This is a genomic window from Hymenobacter sp. HDW8 (genome assembly GCF_011305775.1).
GTDB lineage: Bacteria > Bacteroidota > Bacteroidia > Cytophagales > Hymenobacteraceae > Hymenobacter > Hymenobacter radiodurans.
The window spans coordinates 828243-847293 of record NZ_CP049907.1 but is presented as its reverse complement, the minus strand read 5'-3'; the positions used below and the strand labels follow the sequence as shown (position 1 = coordinate 847293).

Sequence of the window (19051 nt, the reverse complement as noted above, 5' to 3'; positions counted from 1 at the left end):
CCTAATGATTAATGGGCGCTTCGATCAGTAAAAACCGCGTATCCGCCGCGCACTCCAAGCTAACGTGGTCAGTTTCCCAGATACCCATGCTGTCCCGAGCCTGAAGGGTCTGACCGTCCAGCATAATGCTGCCGCTGATGACGAACAAGAACAAGGCTTTATTCAGCGGATTAAAACGGTAATCTACCGTTTGAGGTGCCTCATAATAGCCTAAGGAAAGCTTTGCGTTCTGGTTGATCCAGCAATGCGCCTGCCCTTCCTCGTTGCTGACAATGGTAGTCAGCTGGTTTTTACGCTTGGCTTCCGGAAACTGCTGACGCTGGTAGCGGGGGGCAATATTCTGCAGTTTTGGCTCAATCCAGATTTGCAGAAAATTTACCTCGTCGTCGCCTACGTTGTGCTCCTCGTGGCGCATGCCGGTGCCGGCGCTCATGATTTGCACCCAATCCTGGTGCACCACTTCGGTGTAGCCCAGGGTGTCTTTATGGTTCATGCTACCGGCCAGCATCACGGAAATAATCTCCATGTTGGTGTGCGGGTGAATGCCGAAGCCGTTGCCCGGCTGCACAAAGTCGTCGTTGAACACGCGCAACAGGCCAAAGCCATTGCGCTCAGGATTGACGTAGCTGCTAAAGCTAAAAGTGAAGTTGCTTTTTAGCCAGCCAATGTCTTTGCGGCCACGCTCGGCGGCCCGAGTGATGCTGAATTTCATACTGCGACGGGCAACTGATGCGTGAATACGAACTCACTTAGGGGCTTACGCTGACGGGGGGCATTTTCGCGGCTGCGCAAAGGCTCGTCTAGCTGTTCGGCCGGGCCGGCGTAGCCAAGTGCCAGGAAAGCAACCGGTTCAAAGTTCGCTGGCAATTCAAATTGCTCGCGGGTGCGGTCTCTATCAAAGCCTCCCATGGCATGTACCGACAGGCCGAGGGCAGTAGCTTCGAGCGTCAGCGTGGCGTTTGCGGCGCCCACATCGTGCAGTGCGCTGGGGTTTAGGTGGCCATTATCGTAGTGCGTTTTTACCAGCGAAAGGATGAGCACGGGCGCATGTTTAGCCCAGACTTGGTTGGCGGGCACCAGGCATTCCAGTAAGCGGTTGAACGCTTCCGGGTCCGACTGATCGGCGTAGATGTAGCGCCAGGGCTGCTCATTCATGGCGCTCGAAGCCCACGAGGCAGCTTCAAATACACGATTGAGATCTTCTGGGTTTACTTGTTGACTGGTGAATGAGCGTGGGCTCCAGCGTTGCCGAATCAGGTCGCTGACGGGGTAAGTTGTGGGGGCAGTTCTCATGATCAATGTTCGATTATTAAGATGGCCAGGATCATAAATGTGCTCGATCCGGGTGCAAACGCTTTCTCAGCAATAGCAGGCAAATAATGGGGGCTGAAGTACTAATTGCTTTACAAATGTATATACATTTAATGTACATACATAGTTTCATAAATTATTTCTCTGATTTATATTTTGAAGTAGCAAGGAGCAATGAGAGTCCCGTCCCGGATAAGACGCACTAGCAGCTAAGACAAAGCTATTTGCCTACTGATGCAAGAGGCGAAGTAAAGCCTCTTAATCAAGGCCTGAAAAAGCCCCCTAGAATTTAAAAATGAGTGTTGGGCTGGCCACCAACTGCCACTAACCAATAGTGCTGGGATAGTGGGGTTTGCATCCGGAATTTTCGCTGCTGGGGGGCTTTTAGGTTGTATATTTAGCAAAGACAATACGATGCCTGTCCCGTTCGGGAGCAAGCTGAACGCTACGCCCAGCTCCGTCTGGCAAGCAGCCTTTGGCTCATGGAATACGCTCAAGCTTTCCGATTTTACTTCTTATCCATCTCGCATGAACATCACGTTTTTTAGCTCAAAGCCCTACGATCAACAGTATTTCAAGGAAGCCAACGGGGAGTTTGGGCACCAACTTCAGTTTCTGGAAGTGCCGCTGAATGCCCACACGGCCGTGCTGGCCCAGGGGGCAGGGGCCGTGTGCGTGTTTGTGAACGATGTGGTGAATGAGCCTGTGCTGCACCAACTGTCGGACAACGGTGTGCAGCTGATGGCGCTGCGGTGCGCGGGCTACAACAACGTGGACCTTAAAGCTGCGGCGGCGCTGAATATGCCCGTCGTGCGGGTGCCGGCCTACTCGCCCTACGCCGTGGCCGAGCATACACTGGCGCTGATTCTGACTCTTAATCGTCAGACGCACCGCGCTTACAACCGCGTGCGTGAAGGTAACTTCGCTTTGACTGGCTTGATGGGTTTTGACCTGCACGGCAGCACCGTGGGCCTTATCGGGCTTGGTACCATCGGCATGGTCACGGCCCGTATTCTGAAGGGGTTTGGGTGTCGGGTGCTGGGCTTTGATATCAAGCCTAGCGCGGAGTGCCAGGAGATAGGAGTGGAGCTTACCGACCTGGATTCGCTCTATGCCCAATCCGACATTATTTCGCTGCATTGCCCGCTCACGCCCCAAACGCATCATCTGATCAACGAGGAGTCGATTGCGAAGATGAAAAATGGGGTGATGCTGATTAATACCAGCCGGGGGGCAATTATTGATGCCAGGGCTGTTATCAAGGGACTTAAGTCGCAGAAGATCAAATACCTGGGGCTGGATGTCTACGAAGAGGAGGGCGACCTGTTTTTCGAAGACCTATCGGGCAAGGTCATTCAGGATGACGTGTTTATGCGCCTGCTCTCCTTCAACAACGTGCTCATAACCGGCCATCAGGCTTTTTTCACTGCCAACGCGCTCCATAGTATCGCCCACATTACCCTGCAAAATATCACCGACTTCGAGCAAGGAAAGAGCCTTATCAATGCTGTGCCTTTCGAAAAAAGCCCCCGATAACTGTCTAGCGGCAACTAAGGCGTATCTGATTTCGGCAGAAAGAAGTGATGAAAGTCATGGCAAAAAGTGTTGTTTCTTATTACTAAACCGCAATAAATCACGAAGCTTTAGATACAGTCTTTTTGGCCACCATTTTACGTCCCCGTCATGGAACCTTCCTTTCTGGTACTCACAGATTTGTCCCCCAAGTCGCAGCGGGCGGTTTACCTGACGGCGCTTCTGGCGGCCGCCGCTAATGGTCAGGTAATCTTGCTGCATCTGGAAAATATGCCGATGCTCGAACCGGAGTTAGGTTTGGTTACTATTCCCGAGCAGTACTACCGGCAGGAGCGCCGCGATACGCTGGATGCGCTGGCGGCGCTGGCCCGGCACTTGCCCGCTCCAGCCGTTGTGGAAAGTGAGGTAGGCAGCCTGCACGATGTGCTGGGGGAGCTGATCGGCCGGTGGCAGCCGCAGATGCTTGTAATGGGCTTAGCCGCAGAGCATGATGTGCTCGATGAGATGCTGATGAATCAGGCCCTGCCCGCGCTTCGGCAGACGGGCCTGCCGCTCCTCCTGGTTCCGGAAGAAACCGATGTTGCGCAGGATCCTGTGCTGCCGCTGCCCCGGCTGGTGGCCGTAGCCGCCGACGGCGAGGAGTTTCACCTAGCCGACTCTTCCCTTGCATTTCGGTCGGTACTGGAGAGCTGGTCGGCGCAGTATTCCATTGTGCATATCACCACTCCCCACGACCCCTCCGATGGTGGCATCAGCCGGGCCGAGGCCACGGTGCACCAAAGCGGCTTGCTGCCGGCTGAGACCAAGTACACAACCTATCAGATTCGCTGGCAGCCACGCAGCAAAGGCATCGTGCAGGCCGCCCTTGATATTCAGGCCGATATGGTGGTGATACTGGCCCGGCCGCGCACCTTCCTGAGCAGCATTTTCAACATGGGAGTGGCCGCCGAGGTCGTGCGTATCAGCACGGTGCCCGTGTTGTTGCTGCCCACCGTCGACCGGCCGAAGCCCGCGCCCCAATAGATTGGGTGCTGAGTGGCGCTGCTGAAGCCCGTTGAGCGCTTCCAGCCACGATTCCTTGGTTTCACTGACTGACCCAATGCGATGAACAGTACTATCCTGGCCGAAACGGGGGCAATTACGAGCTTCGCCTTCCGATTTTTTCGTCATGGTTTCAGGCCCCGCTACGAGGTGCAGGAGCTGCTCTATCAATGCTACGTCATTGGGTATCAGTCGCTGCCGCTGGTGGGGGTCACGGGGTTTATTATGGGCATAGTTCTCACTCTGCAAAGCCGGCCCACCATGGCACAGTTTGGGGCTGAATCCTGGATTCCGACCATGGTGGGGCTGACCATTGTTCGCGAAATGGGCCCCATTATTACAGCGCTGATTTTTGCCGGCAAAATCGGCTCTAGCATTGGGGCCGAGCTGGGTTCGATGCGCGTAACTGAGCAGATAGATGCCATGGAAGTGGCTGGCACAAACCCATTTAAGTACTTAGTGGTAACCCGCGTGCTGGCCACCACGCTCATGCTGCCGGTGCTCACCCTACTTGCCGACGCCATTGCCCTGTATGCGGCCTACGTCGGCATCAACCTGAAAGGCGTCACTACACTGGCCCTGTTCACCAACAACATCATCTCTACCCTGAACTTTGGCGACGTCGTGCCAGCGGTTATCAAAACCTTCTTTTTTGGCTTTGCTGTTGGTATAATTGGCTGCTACAAAGGTTATTACGCCAACAAAGGAACGGAGGGCGTGGGGCGAGCAGCCAACTCGGCGGTCGTTGTGTCGTCGCTGGTCATTTTTCTGCTCGATTTGCTGGCCGTACAGATTACGAGTGTTCTTGGCCTCAACTGAGTTAAGGGTAGCCATTTGAGTATTGTTCTCTGACATTAATCATCAAGGCCATGAGTAAGGATTTGGTAATGAGTCTCATAAAAGGACTTCACACGCTGATATGGCTGTTTTTTAACGTCGTTATTTTCTACCTGCTCTACGCGGCTATTACCGGCCAGCTCGACCACTGGCTTTGGTTGGGCTACGGCTTGGTAGCGCTGGAAGGGCTGGTGCTCGTAGGCTTCAGCTTCTTCTGTCCGCTGACAATACTGGCCCGGCAATACTCCGACTCGTCGGCCGATAATTTCGATATCTACCTGCCGAACTGGCTAGCCAAGAATACCAAACTCATCTACACTTCCCTAGTGCTCATAAGTGCTATAATCACAACGTACCAACTGCTGAAATAGCTACTCGAACGCTTTCCTATGCTTCCTGATTCTGCCCCATTGTCAGCTGCCACTGTCGCCTCGCCTGCCGAGGAGGTGCTCACGGTGGAGCACGTGAGTAAGTCATTCGGAGATAACCACGTGCTGCAGGATTTTTCACTTACCCTGCACCGGGGCGAAAACCTGGTGGTGCTGGGCAAGTCGGGCTCGGGTAAGTCGGTGCTTATCAAATGCATTATCGGCCTGCTGCCTATCGATGCGGGCCGAATTACGGTGCTGGGCCAAGACGTAGGCGCGCTTGGCCACGATGAGCTGGACCAACTACGAACTAAAGTGGGGTTCCTCTTCCAAAGCAACGCTCTCTACGACTCCATGACGGTACGCGAAAACCTGCTGTTTCCGCTGCGGCGCCACTCGATGGCTAACCGCCGGGGGCAGGAGGAAAGCATGGTGCTACAAGCGTTGGACGATGTAGGATTGGTTGATACCATTGATCAGATGCCGGCCGAGCTGTCGGGCGGACAGCGTAAGCGCATTGCCCTGGCCCGCACCCTTATTATCCCGCCCGAAATCATTCTGTATGACGAGCCCACCACCGGCCTCGACCCGATAACGGCGCGTGAAATTTCCCAGCTTATTCGTGAGGTGCAGCAGAAGTACACTACCTCCGCCCTTATCATCTCGCACGATATGAATTGCGTGCGCCTCACCGCCGACCGAGTGGCGCTATTGGTGGATGGGCGCTGCCACGCCGAAGGTACCTACCAGGAATTGCAGCAACTGGACGACCCAGATACTCGCGAGTTTTTTGTCTGATACGCTCCGTAAAAAAGCCCCCCAGATACAAATATCAAGTATGTAAGGCTTCCATTTTATCCCTTATTGTTAAGCACGATGCCGCAATCTACCGCCAGTAATCATATTCGCCTGGGCTTGTTTGTAGCTGTAGGAGTGGGCTGCCTGATGACGGTTCTGTTTCTGCTGGGTCGCAAGCAGAATCTGTTTGGCTCGTCGCTGGAAATAATGGCCGATTTTCGGAATGTCTCGGGGCTACTGATCGGCAACAACGTGCGCCTGGCCGGCATCGATGTAGGCACCGTTCGCCGCATCCAGATTGTAAACGACAGCACGGTGCGCGTAGTCATCCACCTGAACCGTGATGTACAGCCTTTTGTGAAGAAGAATGCCGTAGCCTCCATCGGCACCGATGGCTTGGTGGGAAATACCATCATCAATCTAAACGCAGTGGCCGCTCCAGCGCCGCCCATTGAGCCCGGCGACATGCTGCGCACCAAGAAACCCTTGGCCGTGGCGGATATGCTCAATACGCTCGACATATCGAACAAAAATCTGGTGGGCATTACCCAGGACCTGCGCCAGATTACGAGCAAGCTCAACGGCAGTAAAGCCATCTGGCAGGTGTTAGACGATCAGCAATTAGCTGAAAATTTGGGCGTAACTCTGCGCCGTGCCGCCAGCACTACAGCCGCCTTACAGGCCTCCGCCCTCGATTTGCAGCGTATCACCAACGACGTGCGCCGAGGACGCGGCCCAGCGGGCTATCTGCTCACCGACACATCCTTCGCCAATCGGATGCGCTACACCACGCGCCAGCTCGCCAGCTCTTCCGATACGCTGGCCGCTACGATGGCATCCTTGAAGCAGCAAGTGCAAACCAGTGGTGGCCCCCTCAATACTTTGCTGGTTGATACTGCCATGAGTCAGCAGCTGCGCCGCACGCTGCAAAACGTGGAAAAAGGCACTGAAGGCTTCAGCCGAAACATGGAAGCGTTGCAGCACAACTTCCTGCTGCGAGGGTACTTTCGCCGACAGCAGAAGAAACAAGCCCAAGCGCCCGCGCCTTAGCTAGGTCAAGTGAAGTAGTGAGAAAGCTTTACTCAATTGGGGCTAACGGTAAGTGCGGGCTGTTTGGGGGGCAAATAATTGCCGCCGCAATGCTTCATCGCGGCCGTATACATCGGGATAAAACTTGAGTTCGCCCGCCACCACGGCGCACGTGGCGTAGCGTATGTGAAAGGCTATGGGGCGCTTCAGCGTAATGGTGCGCGGCTTGGGGGCAGCTTCGCATTCGGCTTCGGAAGGCAGAGCTACGCTGGTGCTATCGGGGCCGAGCAAGTAGGAGGCCAGCCGCATGGGGCGCTCCGTACGCAGGCAGCCATGGCCCAAGGCCCTGTTGGTCAACTCAAAATCGCTGGTTTCGGAGGTCGCGTGCAGGTAGACGGAGTACGGGTTGGCAAAGCGAAAGATGATGTTGCCCAGCGTGTTGCCACACCCCGGATTCTGACGAATACTGTACGGAAAATTCTTTGCTGTCACGTGCTGCCATTTCACCGTTTTGGGATTGAGGCGGCGGCCTTTGGCATCGTAGAGGGAGTAGTTATTTTCGGCCAAGAAGTCGTGCTCCGAGGGGTACTTAGCGTTTTCCTTCAGATAAGGCAGAATTTCGGTTGTGGCAATACTATGCGGCACATGCCACTCCGGTGCTACCGTAAATGAGGTAAGTCGGCTGCTCAGCGTGGGAGTGGGACTATCGGGACGGCCCACCACAAGGCGGTGGGTTTGGCGGACGCGGCCGTTGTCTACTACTTCCATGGTGTGTGCGGCCAAGCTCACCAGCACGTAGCTCGAATCGGGGATGGCATCCCAGCGCCAGCGCTCTAGGGTGAGGGCTATCTGCTCCGTTTTTCGTTGCCGAGCTACCGAATCGGAACCTTTGGGTTGCCGCCGCCACCTGACTAACGCCTGCTGAAGCTGTTGGTACTCGCGGTGGCGGGGCTGGCAGCGCAGCAGCGCAGCCACAAAGTCCGGCGCTTCAAGGGCGCTGCTGACCCATACCGCCGGGTCAAATGGGCCTTCTGCCTTTTCCAAGGGCGACGGCACAAAGGCGTGGAGCTGGCCCCGGCGCAGGTGCTTGGCAAACTGCAGCAAGCCATCGGTGAGCAATACCTCAAAGCGGGCCTGCTGGGCTTGCTGGTGTACAACGGACGTGGGTCGGGTTATTGAATCGGTGAGGGCTAACAAGGCCGGCGCATGATAGGCACTCGGCTGCAGGCCGTAGTCTTCGGCCCCAGCTAACAACGCAAGAGCAGCGCGACCAGTGGCATTGGGCTCCAGGCCGGTGCTCCAGGCCGGCAAAAAACGGCGCTTTGTGTAAAAATTGCGGGCTTCTTTTAAGTCTACTGCGGGCTGCTGGTGTTGAGCCCACGCCGCTTTAGGCCGGAGCAGAACTTGAATGCGGGCGGATACTTTGGGTGCGATTTGGCTTACCTCCACACTGGTAGAACTGCGCGAGGCGTGCGCACCCGGAACTGCCCGTAGAGAAAGCGTCAAGGTAAGCACCAAGGCAAGAAACCAGTGCTGATATACACACATAAGCAGGGTCAGAAATGAATACGATAGTAAGAAATCGGCCAAAACCTGTTGGCCTGATCTTACTTCGTGGTGGGCAGCACCAGCACCGGCACCGGACTACGACGCAGAATATCGGCCGTGACGCTATGGTGAAAAAGCCCCCCAAGGAAGGAGTGCGGCCGGGCCAGCAGCACAAGAAGCTGGGCGTGCAGCTCCGCGGCCGCGTGCAGAATGCCGTCGGCCGGAGCTTCTTCGCACACTTCGTACAAGCTATTGTTGGAAAGCTTGCCAAATAGCCCCGTTTGTTGCGCTGATGCCAGCCCTACTTCCGCCTTCGACGGGCCATGTCCGGCCGTTACGTGCACGACGGTCGTCTCAGGCTGTAGGGTATTAAATAGCTCCGCTAACGCCAGTGAAGGCGCACTCAGCGAGAAAGGACGAGCATCGGTGGCGACTATAATGCGCTGTGGTAACTCCGCATCGTGCCATCTCTCTGGCACGAGCAGCAAGGGATGATGCGCGTCCTGCAGAATAGGAAGCGCACGGTTGCCCACCAGCCGGTCCAGCAGGTTATCGGGCTCCTCCCGCCCCAGCGCCAGCAGCAAAGGACGGTGTTGCTGCACCACATTGGCCAGCGCTGCACTCAGCACATCAACAACGACTTCGGTATCGGCTGGCACGGGCAATGTGCTGGCCCGCTGTACCATATTGGTCATAATCTCCTGTCGGCTGGCCACTAGCACCGGCGCCGCCACCATTGACACTTCCGGTTCCAGCACGGGGTCCAGAAATACATGCAGTAGTACAAGTCGCCCATCTAGGCGTTGGGCCAGGCGAGTAGTATACATCAGCGCCGCCTCCGCAGAGCGCGACAAATCGGTCAGAACTACGAAGGTCGGTTGCATAGCCAATAGATTTCAGTGAGAGAGGAGAAGGAGCAGAGCGGGGGTAAAGCCTAGACGATTTGCTGGTGTACAGCCGGAATTAGTTACTATCTAAAGATCGTCAATTTGTTGCGCCTGTAAAATGATGAACGTCAAATGACTAAATGACTTATCTCATCCTGATAGAGTGCTACTCAGTGTTGGGTCTTACGTCGTCATTCGTGCCCCAAATTTTCCTTGTGCTGCCTCACTAATTGAGGCTTTTATCATGCGTTGGCAACCTAAACGACACGCAAATACCTGTGTAGGTACATTATTTTTTTAATCTGAGACCCTTACTTATAGCATTAAATATCTGATATTCAGTTGTTTGTGTATAATAACCAATACATAATTTTGGTCATAGTTGAGCTTTAACGGAATTATAACCTCCTGTTAATATCACTTTAATTAGGGTGTTTTTGCTTTGTCTGACCTCTATCTGCCCAGTCTATCAACGAACCAAGAACATCATTATGAAAAAAATAGTAATTCCGACCGAGCTAACCCTCTATTCTCTAAATCTGGTCAAACACGCCCTCACCCTGCTAAAAGGGGAAACCTGCGAGATTACTCTACTGCACCACACGCCCTTACCCGACTCTATTACTGAGTTGCTGCTGTTGCCGCGCGAGGCGGACAAGGCTCGGGAGCCTGACGCCGAGTTTGTGAAGGCCCTGGAGCGGCTGCAAAAGTCTTATGCACTCGAAATCCACGATATCCGTATTGTTCATCTCTGCTGCGACACCTCTCTGACGATCAAAAATTTCGTTATTGATAATCAGATTGATCTGGTGCTGAGCCCTGTATCCCTGACGAACCCATCGGAGGCAATGCGGCATTTCAGCAGCTTGGTACAGGATATTCCCTTTCCGGTTTTATATATCCCCGAGTTCTTCGAAACAACCCAGTTCCGCAAAATCGCTTTTGTGCTGGACGAAGAAGCCCGCACGAACACTCTGCCCGACAAAGCGCTGGTTGACCTGCTGTGTAGGAAAGACTACCACGTAACGTTCCTGCTCGTGTTTGCCCCTGGCACCAGTACGGCCAAGATAAAACAAGCCTTGGACGCGCTGTATGCTGCCCCTGTATTGCACGGCGTGGAATTCTCGGTGCACCTGCAGCAGCAGCGCGACCTGACAACCGGTGTGGTTTCCTTTATTGAGGAGTTTGAGGTAGACCTAGTCGTTACCTGCAAAAAGCGAAGCATGCTCGACTACCTGCGCAAGGGTCGGAACCGCAGTGTCCGCGACAAAGCCATCAACACGAAAGTGCCTTGCCTATCGGTCGCGTAGAGTGCGACTATCCTTGCTCATGTATTTCTGGTAACGCCTAGTTACGATCCTATTATGTTATTAAGAACCAAAATTCCGCTTAGCTACGTCTTTGGGAAAATAAAGCGAGAGGTCCTGTTTGTGTTCGTCTACGCCACATTGATCGCGGTAGAAGACCAATTTTTTCATGTCATGTCGCTTTCCCTGCCACTGAGCGTTCCGATGGTGCTCGGTACGGTGCTCTCGTTGCTGCTGGCTTTTAAATCGAACCAGGCCTACGACCGCTGGTGGGAAGCCCGCATTGTCTGGGGGGCAATTGTGAACGATTCGCGCTCCCTTATCCGCCAGGTTCTTTGCTTTACCGATGCGCCCTACGCGCCGCAGGAAATCAGTGCCTGGGTGGAGCGCTTCACAAACCGGCAAATTGCGTGGAGCTACAGCCTGGGCATGGCGCTGCGCAATAAGATGGACGTGGAGAAAATTCGCCGCTACCTAGCGCCCGAAGAACTAGCTTTTATCACCAAGCACGATAACCTGCCCAACGCCTTGCTAGAACTGCACGCCCGCGATTTGCGCTACGCCTTAAATGAAGGCTGGGTAAATAGCTACCAGCAGGTAGAACTCGACGCAACTCTAACCCGACTGACGGATTCGATGGGCAAATGTGAGCGGATAAAAAACACCGTGTTTCCGGTGACTTACACGCTGTATACTCACTTTTCCCTATTCTTTTTTGTGCTGTTGCTGCCCTTTGCTCTCCTCGAGATATTCGGCGTGCTAGAGGTGTTAATGGTCGTCGCTATCTCGTCCGCGTTTTTCCTAATCGAAAAAATGGCCATTCACCTGCAAGATCCCTTTGAAGGCAAGCCCACAGATACCCCCGTGACGGCCATTGCCCGCACCATTGAGGTAAACCTGAAGCAGATGATCGGTGATAAGAATTTGCCGAAAGAGAATATGCCTCTTGCCAGCACGTATTATGTGATGTGAGGAAGCGGGAGGAATTGCCTCATTATGAATGCAGGCAATGCCCTCCTAGCTATTGTGCTCATTGTGAGTAGTAATTTGTACGAAATTGCTTCGAAAAAAGCCCCCAGACTTAAACTGGGGGCTTTTTTCGTGGCTTAATCAAAAGCATACCTATTCTTCTTATACTCGGCGGAATGGCTTAAAGCGCGCAGAAATGCACTGTGTAGCAGTAGTGATGCACATCCATATATTGAGCGGCTTATGTCAAAGGAACAATTCGAGTTGGATGTCACTGCGCTCATAAGGTGAGGGCGAACCCGAGATAGTGGGGCGAAAACCCAATTCCCGGTACAGATGCAAGGCCGGAGCCAACTTAGTATTGCTTTCTAAGTACAGGCGCATAGCGCCTAAGGCCCGAGCTTTGGCAATAGCGGCCTCTGCTAGTTTCCGCCCGATGCCCCGGCCTTGCAGGGCGGCCGTAACCGCCATCTTGCCCAACTCAAAGCTCGTATCATCTATTTTATAGAGCGCACATGTGCCTACAATCTGGCCGCCATAGCTGGCTAAGAAAATGTGACCTCCTCGCTGAAGAACATACTCTTCCGGGTTGTCAAGGACGCACAGGTCCGCTGGTTCAAGGTGAAAGTACTGTTCAATCCATTCGGTATTCAGGCGCTTAAAGTCAGCCTGGTGCTTCGATTCATAATTTAGCAGCTGTACTTCAGGCGTTCCTGCGAGTTCGGTGGATTCCATAGCCAAAAGATAAAGCTGATGAGCAAATTATGCACGTTTGGCTAGAATCTTAGTTCTCATCCGTCTTCTATAGACAAGTAGCGAGCTAGGGTGTGAACTCCCACAGCTCTGAGGAAATGCCGATAGACGGAATCCCACCGACCACGTAACCTTTGCCATTTAGGCTAAAGCCCTGCGTGTAATAGAATGCCGCGCCGGGAAACCGCGTCTTCAGTGTCCACGCGTCGCGGGCTGGGTCATACTCATAGATGTCTTTGGTGAAATTAAGGCCCGCATAGGCTTTATTCCCCACGACAAAGGCCATCGTGTAGTATTCCCGACCCGCCGGCATCTTGGCTTGGAGAGTCCAGGTGTCGGTACTCGGCGTATAAGCCCAGAAACTATCGGCCACCAAGTCGCGGCCATCCGACCCGCCAGCCACGTAGCCTTTGTTGCCCAGGGCGAACCCGACGCCGGCGTAGCGCGATGTTCCGGGGAAGTCCCGTTTCTGAGTCCAGGTATCGGCCTGCGGGTCATATTCCCATGTGCGCCGGTCGGTTCGCGTAGAGACGTAGTACCCTTTGCCGTTTAGGGCAAAAGTCACCCCAAAAACATCTTGCAAGGGTGGCGGCAAACTGGCTTTGGGCGTCCACTGGTTGGTAGCGGGCGTATAGGCATAAAAGTCCTGCAATGGGTTGTTATTCGGATTGCGGCCCAGCCCGATGTAGACCAGGGAGCCGATTGTGAAGGCCACCGCCCCCGTGCGCAACTCACCCGGCATATCAGCCTGACGTTCCCAGCGGTTGGCAGCCGGGTCGTAGCGCCATAGGTCCGGCTGTAAGAAGCGGAAGAACGGGGGTTGGATTTCGCCTGTACCCCAATAAGCATAATTCCCGATGCTCACCACCACCGGGGTAATTCGGGGACTGGGTGTATCGGCCAGTCGCCGCCAGCGTCCGCTGAGCACAGTAAAGGGGGTGACGCTGGTCGTGCGTTGTCCACGTACCTGCAAGGCCAGCAGACCCGTGGTGGCGCCTGGGGGCACGCGCACCAGCAGCGTGTCGCCGCGCACCGCAAAGGGCGCAGTGGGGGTCGTATTAAAATAGAGGATGTTCTCCCTAGCCGTAGGGCTGTTATTTGTTGTCAGGATGCGCACGAGGGCCCCGATGGTATCCGCGGTGCTGACAAAACTCACAATGCGGGGCTGTGGCCCGGTTTGTTCGGTTTCCTTGGGGTCTTTTTGGCAGCCGAGTAGGAGACCCACCAGTAGAAGCCCGATTAATAATTTAACCATAACAGGATAAGGAAAGTAGCTAACGTAGAACGACTGAAAGATAACTTCTATTCTCCGCAACGCCCAGAGTATATAGGATAGTGAATTTGCAGTAGGAACATGAAAATAACTCTATCGCTCAAGCCCGACGATGAAGCCATTTTGAACCTCTGGAACTTGGAACATGGAGGCAAGTTGACGACGCTGATGTTCCGGTTGGTCGCCTGCACTACGCGATTCACGGACAGGAGAACGCCGGTGGCTCCTGGCCTACTCTCTAGAGAGTCTTCGACGAGTGGGAAGACGGGATGCTAGAGGATTATATGAGTCTGACGGTCTCGGGAATCCTAGACAAGGTCCACGATGGGTACGCCAATGGTGTTAAGTATGCAGCTTATCACCAAGCCGTAGCGACCCTACCTCAGCATGAAGCTAACTACTGAAGGCTCCGTGTCATGTTCGCCGGGTTCCTAGACGAAGGGTAGCCTACTTTCAGAAGATTAGTAGCTGAAAGCGACAGAGTAATCAATGACTGTGGTTACCTCCTTAGGTCTTTCAGATAGGCCCGAACGTCCGATTCCATCAACGTGTAGCTAGGTCGTAACCCTGTGCCTCTATTAGCGTCGATGTACTTCACTTTACCTAGTGAGATTAATTGTCTCACATATTTGGGTGACCCACGTAGCAACTTCGCCGCCTCGGTTACGGTGAGCACGGCATCCTTGCGCTCAGGAGTAGCTACAGGAGCGTTTAGATGCTGAGCAATGGCAGCGACAAGGTTCGGAATGAAGGCAGGAGGCAAGTCGAAGGATACTTGCATCAGGTTCTAGGTTAGGAAGTACACTATAGTAAAGGCTAGGCTGTCAATTGTTAGCCTTAAGCTCCTATGTGGTACCTAGGTTAGGTCAAGCCTAGTTATAATTACCCTACTCAGTACCCATCTCTGATATATTTTGCCGGTCAGTTTCTACGGTTGCTTGTTGAGAAACCAGCAAGTACGTTTCACCGCGTTAAGACCATCAGAAAGGAATAGAGAACGTAGAACCTCAGGTGTGAGTAGACATGAGCAGAAGTAAGCGTCTTTAACGCCCAACAAGGCCGATGCCGATACTAAGACGATACTACAAAACGAAAAAAGGCCCCTAGCGTAGTGCTAGGAGCCTTTTTTGCGGTCCGGACGGGACTCGAACCCGCGACCTCCGCCGTGACAGGGCGGCATTCTAACCAACTGAACTACCGAACCATTTACTTTGTGGGTGAACCGTTTGTTTTTCCCTTAAAGTGCTGCAAAGGTAGGAGGAGGTTTGAGACTGCACAACATAGGGGGCATTTTTTTACAGAAAAAAAGGCATTCTGTACGGTTGTGGCTGTTTTTCAGCGACATTGTTTTTTCTGAACCCATTTCAGAGCTGCTGATATAGTGGGTGGAGTGGTTTCGCTTACCTTTGCTAACTCTGGCTTGGGGCAGCTTTGTCTGGTCTCAATCCCTTTTTTCGTTATCTGACGCCTATTTTACTCGGCAATGCTCCTCGATTTCGAACAACCAATAGCCGCCCTCGAAGGCAAGCTCCGCGAAATGCAACAGTTGGCACTTGACAGCCAGGTAGATGTGTCGGAGGCCGTTGCGGCGCTGGAGGCCAAAATTAAGGCCCTCAAAAAAGAAACCTATGCCAACCTCACCCGCTGGCAGCGTGTGCAGCTCTCCCGCCACCCCGACCGCCCGTATACCCTCGACTATATCGATGGTATGGCCAGCAAGTTTATCGAGCTGCACGGCGACCGTACCGTAGCCGACGATAAGGCCATGGTAGGTGGGTTTGCCGATTTGGATGGCCGCTCGGTAATGTTTATCGGCCAGCAGAAGGGCCGTAATACCAAGCAGCGGCAGTTTCGCAACTTCGGTATGCCAAATCCAGAGGGTTACCGCAAGGCTTTGCGCTTAATGAAACTGGCAGAGAAATTTAACAAGCCTATCATAACGCTCATTGATACTCCTGGCGCATTTCCGGGACTTGAAGCCGAGGAGAGGGGGCAGGGGGAAGCAATTGCCCGCAACCTGAAGGAGATGTTTCTGCTAAAGGTGCCCGTTATCTGTGTTATCATTGGGGAAGGTGCCTCGGGCGGGGCACTCGGTATTGCCATCGGCGACCGGGTGCTGATGCTGGAAAATACTTGGTACTCTGTTATTTCCCCGGAATCGTGCTCTAGTATTCTGTGGCGTAGCTGGGATTACAAAGAACAGGCTGCTGAAGCCCTCAAGCTTACGGCTACTGATATGATGCAGGCCAAACTGGTGGATGGTATCGTGAAGGAGCCTTTGGGCGGTGCTCATACCAATGTGCCCAAAATGATTGATACGCTAAAAAAGACGCTGATCAAGACGCTCGACGAGCTTAGTGCGATGCCAACGGAAGAGCGCATCAGCCAGCGTATTGACAAGTTTTCAGCTATGGGCGTTGTAGCTGAATAGCCTAAAGCAACCGGCTGGGAAGCAGCTTTTTGGTGTGTTCATGTTGTGTACTGCGTAGTGTATGAATCTCTATACTATTGATACTGGCCTCTTTAAGCTTGATGGTGGCGCTATGTTTGGCGTCGTGCCCAAAAGCATGTGGCAAAAGCTGAATCCGCCCGACGCCAACAATATGTGCACCTGGGCCATGCGTAGCCTGCTGATTGAGGATGGCAACCGCCTCATCCTCATCGACAACGGCATGGGCAACAAGCAGGATGAGAAGTTCAGGTCGCACTTTTACCCGCATGGCGACGATACCCTGGAGAATTCACTGCGGCACCGAGGCTTCACGTCTACCGATATTACCGACGTATTTTTGACCCACTTGCACTTCGACCACTGCGGTGGCTCGGTGGTGCGTACGCCGGGGGACAAATTGGAAGTGGCTTTCCCCAATGCTACCTATTGGTCAAACGAGGCGCACTGGAACTGGGCCGTGACGCCGAATGCGCGCGAGAAAGCCAGCTTTCTCAAGGAGAATATTCTGCCAATTCAGGAAAGCGGGCACTTGCAGTTTCTGGCGCCTGGTGCGGCTTCGGCGCTGCCGCAGTTTCGGGAAATAATTTTTGCCGACGGCCACACAGAGAAAATGATGGTGCCAGTGCTGGAGTATAAAGGCCGTACGCTGGCGTTTATGGCCGATTTGCTGCCTTCCGCAGGACACATTCCGTTGCCGTACGTGATGGGATATGATGTGCGTCCGTTAGAGACGTTGAGCGAAAAGGAAGCCGTACTCAACCGCGCTGCTGCCGAAAACTGGGTGCTTCTGCTGCAACACGACCCTACTAGTGCTGCCTGCACCGTGCAGACCACCGATAGAGGGGTGCGCCTGGCGGAAACGCTGCGCGTGGAAGATCTTTAACTCGCTGTAATACCAGATGCGGGAAATCGGCTTGGCGTTATCAGGAGGTGGGGCGCGTGGCATTGCGCATCTGGGCGTGCTGGCGGCGCTGGATGAACTAGAAATTCCGATTGGCCGGTTGGTAGGAGTGAGCTCGGGGGCAATTGTGGGGGCCTTCTATGCAGCTGGCTTCAAGCCGGCTGAGGTACTGCGCCTGTTCACGGCCATGCCGATTACCCGCTTGCTACGCCCGGCATTTAGTCGACATGGGTTACTGAATCTGGATGCGGTAAAACAACTTTTGGAAGAGCATCTGGGGGGCAATTTTACCTTTGCCGATTTGCAGCGCCCGCTCACGCTGGTAGCAACTGATTTGGTGGAAGGTGTGTCGGTGTACTTTTCGGAGGGGCCATTGCTGCCGGCCTTGCTGGGGTCGTCGGCGGTGCCGGTGCTTTATCGGCCCGTGGAGTATCAGGGGCGGCAGCTGGTCGATGGCGGCTTGCTGAATAACCTGCCCGTAGAGCCGCTGCTGGATAAGGATATTGTCATAGTTGGTGTGCATTGCAACCCCGTAAATCCGGCGGCGCGTATCACTACATTTCGGAGCCTAGTAGAGCGGACTTTGCTGCTAGGCATCAATGCCAATACGCCCGCCCGCCGTCTGCGCTGCGATTTACTTATTGAGCCGCCTGAACTGCGCAACTTCCGCACGCTCAGCTACCGCCGGGCCACGGAGCTCTACGATATCGGCTATCACTACACGATGAGTCTGGCGCCGCAGCTGCGCGCCCTTCAATAAGTACCGACGTTGCTCAAAAATTCTCTAGTTTTAACCCTGGGGGGCATTTTTTCGTTGGTCCACCAAAAAATCAATATGCCAAGAGCCTCTACTACGCCTTTCTTCTGGTACTACTTTTCTAAATTCTGGTTTTGGATAACTGGCTGGAAACTGGTTTCGCGGGTGCCGCCGGGCATCACCAAAGCCATCATGATTGCGGCTCCGCACACCAGCAACTGGGATATTCTCTACGCTCGCGCTTCCTTTTTTCTGATGAATGTGCCCGTGCGCTTCACTGTAAAAAAAGAGTGGGTCGATAATCCGTTTGTAGGCTGGCTGATGCGCTCCTTAGGCGCGCTGCCCGTTGATCGGAGCCGCAATAATAGCCTTGTGGATGGCATGATAAAGCTGTTTAAAGAACGCGATGATCTGGTGATTCTTATCACGCCGGAAGGCACCCGGCAATATCAGCCCAAGTGGCGTAAAGGGTTTTATTATGCGGCTGAGGGAGCCAATGTGCCGATTCTGCTGGGTTTTCTGGACTATAAAAACAAAGAATCGGGCGTAGGCGGTCCAATTTATCCTACGGGAAATTATGAGGCCGACTTAGAGCAGATTCAAGCCTTTTACCGAACAAAAACGGGCAAGTATCCGGAGAAAGGCGTGCGCTAATAAGCGCTTGACTCCTCTTGGTAAAAAATACGATTAGCTTTCCCACCATTTACGCACTCTGTTCCATGGAGAAGATCCAGACGATACTCATCATTTTGTTGGGGTTAGGCGTTTTTGTGTGGCGCATGGTGCAAAAAGCCCGCGAAATGGCGGCCCGTGAATCGCGTGAGCGACCCGCGCTGCCGAAGGCTCCTGGTTTGCCCACTACCTCTTTTCAGGAGTTGCTAGAGCAAATGAAGTCGCAGAATAAAGCTGGTAATCAACCTCAGCCTGCCGCCAGCCGACCTACTACGCCGGCTGGTCGTCCGTTGCCCCGCGAGCAGGCACCTGTGGCGCACAGCTTGGAACGAACGGAGGTTGACCCCCGATCCTTAGAAACGATGCCACCAGCGCGCTCCTTGGAGGCGCCTACGCGGCAGCCGCGCTTGGCAGCAAGCTTGCCGCGTGCGACGGCTTTGCCAGCTCGCGAGGATTACTGGACCCGCCAAGCCGCGCACAGCCCCGACGAAGCCCGGCAAGCTGCCCGTCGCCGCGTGCAGGCTATGTTGCGAAACCCCGCTGATTTGCGGGCCGCCTTTATTCTTAGCGAGATTCTTAAACCAAAATACGAGTAGCTCAGACTTAGTTCACTAC

General features: G+C 54.0%; 20 protein-coding genes and 1 tRNA gene. 13 read left to right on the top strand and 8 right to left on the bottom strand.

The window, feature by feature from the left end; translation table 11 throughout:
* Position 1 precedes the first annotated feature (1 nt).
* Complete coding sequence (locus G7064_RS03630; protein WP_166072491.1) at positions 2 to 712, bottom strand: pirin family protein; 711 nt, start codon at positions 710 to 712, stop codon at positions 2 to 4.
* Positions 709 to 1293: a nitroreductase family protein gene (locus G7064_RS03625; protein WP_205711170.1), complete on the bottom strand. Its 585-nt coding sequence runs from the start codon at positions 1291 to 1293 to the stop codon at positions 709 to 711. Before G7064_RS03625 ends, G7064_RS03630 begins: the two co-directional genes overlap by 4 nt.
* Positions 1294 to 1725: 432 nt before the next feature.
* Here G7064_RS03625 and G7064_RS03620 point away from each other — a divergent pair, with 432 nt between their 5' ends.
* The 6 genes from G7064_RS03620 (at position 1726) to G7064_RS03595 (ending at position 6938) form a co-directional block, all read left to right on the top strand.
* Positions 1726 to 2847: a 2-hydroxyacid dehydrogenase gene (locus tag G7064_RS03620; protein WP_410505527.1), complete on the top strand. Its 1122-nt coding sequence runs from the start codon at positions 1726 to 1728 to the stop codon at positions 2845 to 2847.
* Between the two features lie 147 nt (positions 2848 to 2994).
* Complete coding sequence (locus G7064_RS03615) at positions 2995 to 3867, top strand: universal stress protein (protein WP_166072490.1); 873 nt, start codon at positions 2995 to 2997, stop codon at positions 3865 to 3867.
* A gap of 81 nt (positions 3868 to 3948) precedes the next feature.
* Positions 3949 to 4704: an MlaE family ABC transporter permease gene (locus G7064_RS03610; RefSeq protein WP_166072489.1), complete on the top strand. Its 756-nt coding sequence runs from the start codon at positions 3949 to 3951 to the stop codon at positions 4702 to 4704.
* Between the two features lie 50 nt (positions 4705 to 4754).
* Positions 4755 to 5093: a hypothetical protein gene (locus tag G7064_RS03605; protein WP_166072488.1), complete on the top strand. Its 339-nt coding sequence runs from the start codon at positions 4755 to 4757 to the stop codon at positions 5091 to 5093.
* Between the two features lie 18 nt (positions 5094 to 5111).
* A complete protein-coding gene (locus G7064_RS03600) occupies positions 5112 to 5888 on the top strand; it encodes an ABC transporter ATP-binding protein (RefSeq protein WP_166072487.1) in 777 nt (258 codons plus the stop codon).
* A gap of 78 nt (positions 5889 to 5966) precedes the next feature.
* A complete protein-coding gene (locus tag G7064_RS03595; RefSeq protein WP_166072486.1) occupies positions 5967 to 6938 on the top strand; it encodes an MlaD family protein in 972 nt (323 codons plus the stop codon).
* A 42-nt stretch (positions 6939 to 6980) separates the two neighbouring features.
* Here the strand turns inward: G7064_RS03595 and G7064_RS03590 are convergent, their stop codons facing one another.
* On the bottom strand, positions 6981 to 8423 hold the full coding sequence (locus G7064_RS03590; RefSeq protein ID WP_166072485.1) for a L,D-transpeptidase family protein: 1443 nt from the start codon (positions 8421 to 8423) through the stop codon (positions 6981 to 6983).
* A gap of 101 nt (positions 8424 to 8524) precedes the next feature.
* Entirely contained in the window at positions 8525 to 9349 is an 825-nt protein-coding gene (locus tag G7064_RS03585) for a universal stress protein (protein ID WP_166072484.1), read from the bottom strand.
* 494 nt (positions 9350 to 9843) lie between these two features.
* Between G7064_RS03585 and G7064_RS03580 the strand changes: the two genes are divergently transcribed.
* Positions 9844 to 10662 carry a universal stress protein gene (locus tag G7064_RS03580; RefSeq protein WP_133272552.1) on the top strand — a complete coding sequence of 273 codons (819 nt, stop codon included), beginning with the start codon at positions 9844 to 9846 and terminating at the stop codon, positions 10660 to 10662.
* 54 nt (positions 10663 to 10716) lie between these two features.
* Positions 10717 to 11631, top strand: coding sequence for a bestrophin family protein (locus tag G7064_RS03575; protein ID WP_166072482.1), 915 nt, complete (start codon positions 10717 to 10719; stop codon positions 11629 to 11631).
* Between the two features lie 243 nt (positions 11632 to 11874).
* Here the strand turns inward: G7064_RS03575 and G7064_RS03570 are convergent, their stop codons facing one another.
* The 4 genes from G7064_RS03570 to G7064_RS03555 form a co-directional block, all read right to left on the bottom strand.
* On the bottom strand, positions 11875 to 12363 hold the full coding sequence (locus tag G7064_RS03570) for a GNAT family N-acetyltransferase (protein ID WP_166072481.1): 489 nt from the start codon (positions 12361 to 12363) through the stop codon (positions 11875 to 11877).
* 85 nt (positions 12364 to 12448) lie between these two features.
* Positions 12449 to 13636 (bottom strand): Kelch repeat-containing protein, encoded by a 1188-nt coding sequence (locus tag G7064_RS03565; RefSeq protein WP_166072480.1) that lies wholly within the window; start codon positions 13634 to 13636, stop codon positions 12449 to 12451.
* 517 nt (positions 13637 to 14153) lie between these two features.
* Positions 14154 to 14435, bottom strand: coding sequence for a helix-turn-helix domain-containing protein (locus tag G7064_RS03560; protein ID WP_166072479.1), 282 nt, complete (start codon positions 14433 to 14435; stop codon positions 14154 to 14156).
* Positions 14436 to 14784: 349 nt separating this feature from the next.
* Positions 14785 to 14858, bottom strand: a tRNA-Asp gene (locus tag G7064_RS03555).
* Between the two features lie 279 nt (positions 14859 to 15137).
* Here G7064_RS03555 and G7064_RS03550 point away from each other — a divergent pair.
* The 5 genes from G7064_RS03550 to G7064_RS03530 all read left to right on the top strand — a co-directional run bounded on the left by G7064_RS03550 (position 15138) and on the right by G7064_RS03530 (position 19032).
* Positions 15138 to 16085: an acetyl-CoA carboxylase carboxyltransferase subunit alpha gene (locus tag G7064_RS03550; protein ID WP_166072478.1), complete on the top strand. Its 948-nt coding sequence runs from the start codon at positions 15138 to 15140 to the stop codon at positions 16083 to 16085.
* Between the two features lie 61 nt (positions 16086 to 16146).
* Positions 16147 to 16989 (top strand): MBL fold metallo-hydrolase, encoded by an 843-nt coding sequence (locus G7064_RS03545; protein WP_166072477.1) that lies wholly within the window; start codon positions 16147 to 16149, stop codon positions 16987 to 16989.
* 16 nt (positions 16990 to 17005) lie between these two features.
* Positions 17006 to 17767 carry a patatin-like phospholipase family protein gene (locus G7064_RS03540; protein ID WP_166072476.1) on the top strand — a complete coding sequence of 254 codons (762 nt, stop codon included), beginning with the start codon at positions 17006 to 17008 and terminating at the stop codon, positions 17765 to 17767.
* Positions 17768 to 17842: 75 nt separating this feature from the next.
* On the top strand, positions 17843 to 18418 hold the full coding sequence (locus G7064_RS03535; RefSeq protein WP_133272559.1) for a 1-acyl-sn-glycerol-3-phosphate acyltransferase: 576 nt from the start codon (positions 17843 to 17845) through the stop codon (positions 18416 to 18418).
* A 65-nt stretch (positions 18419 to 18483) separates the two neighbouring features.
* On the top strand, positions 18484 to 19032 hold the full coding sequence (locus tag G7064_RS03530; RefSeq protein ID WP_166072475.1) for a hypothetical protein: 549 nt from the start codon (positions 18484 to 18486) through the stop codon (positions 19030 to 19032).
* The last annotated feature ends 19 nt before the right edge of the window (positions 19033 to 19051 follow it).

Bases quoted from the DNA above. Each gene is read 5' to 3' on its own strand.
- G7064_RS03600 (WP_166072487.1), top strand. From the start codon at position 5,112: ATGCTTCCTGATTCTGCCCCATTGTCAGCTGCCACTGTCGCCTCGCCT.
- G7064_RS03545 (WP_166072477.1), top strand. From the start codon at position 16,147: ATGAATCTCTATACTATTGATACTGGCCTCTTTAAGCTTGATGGTGGC.
- G7064_RS03570 (WP_166072481.1), bottom strand. From the start codon at position 12,363: ATGGAATCCACCGAACTCGCAGGAACGCCTGAAGTACAGCTGCTAAAT.
- G7064_RS03530 (WP_166072475.1), top strand. From the start codon at position 18,484: ATGGAGAAGATCCAGACGATACTCATCATTTTGTTGGGGTTAGGCGTT.
- G7064_RS03540 (WP_166072476.1), top strand. From the start codon at position 17,006: ATGCGGGAAATCGGCTTGGCGTTATCAGGAGGTGGGGCGCGTGGCATT.
- G7064_RS03615 (WP_166072490.1), top strand. From the start codon at position 2,995: ATGGAACCTTCCTTTCTGGTACTCACAGATTTGTCCCCCAAGTCGCAG.
- G7064_RS03630 (WP_166072491.1), bottom strand. From the start codon at position 712: ATGAAATTCAGCATCACTCGGGCCGCCGAGCGTGGCCGCAAAGACATT.
- G7064_RS03560 (WP_166072479.1), bottom strand. From the start codon at position 14,435: ATGCAAGTATCCTTCGACTTGCCTCCTGCCTTCATTCCGAACCTTGTC.
- G7064_RS03565 (WP_166072480.1), bottom strand. From the start codon at position 13,636: ATGGTTAAATTATTAATCGGGCTTCTACTGGTGGGTCTCCTACTCGGC.
- G7064_RS03625 (WP_205711170.1), bottom strand. From the start codon at position 1,293: ATGAGAACTGCCCCCACAACTTACCCCGTCAGCGACCTGATTCGGCAA.
- G7064_RS03585 (WP_166072484.1), bottom strand. From the start codon at position 9,349: ATGCAACCGACCTTCGTAGTTCTGACCGATTTGTCGCGCTCTGCGGAG.
- G7064_RS03550 (WP_166072478.1), top strand. From the start codon at position 15,138: ATGCTCCTCGATTTCGAACAACCAATAGCCGCCCTCGAAGGCAAGCTC.
- G7064_RS03535 (WP_133272559.1), top strand. From the start codon at position 17,843: ATGCCAAGAGCCTCTACTACGCCTTTCTTCTGGTACTACTTTTCTAAA.
- G7064_RS03605 (WP_166072488.1), top strand. From the start codon at position 4,755: ATGAGTAAGGATTTGGTAATGAGTCTCATAAAAGGACTTCACACGCTG.
- G7064_RS03580 (WP_133272552.1), top strand. From the start codon at position 9,844: ATGAAAAAAATAGTAATTCCGACCGAGCTAACCCTCTATTCTCTAAAT.
- G7064_RS03575 (WP_166072482.1), top strand. From the start codon at position 10,717: ATGTTATTAAGAACCAAAATTCCGCTTAGCTACGTCTTTGGGAAAATA.
- G7064_RS03610 (WP_166072489.1), top strand. From the start codon at position 3,949: ATGAACAGTACTATCCTGGCCGAAACGGGGGCAATTACGAGCTTCGCC.
- G7064_RS03595 (WP_166072486.1), top strand. From the start codon at position 5,967: ATGCCGCAATCTACCGCCAGTAATCATATTCGCCTGGGCTTGTTTGTA.
- G7064_RS03620 (WP_410505527.1), top strand. From the start codon at position 1,726: ATGCCTGTCCCGTTCGGGAGCAAGCTGAACGCTACGCCCAGCTCCGTC.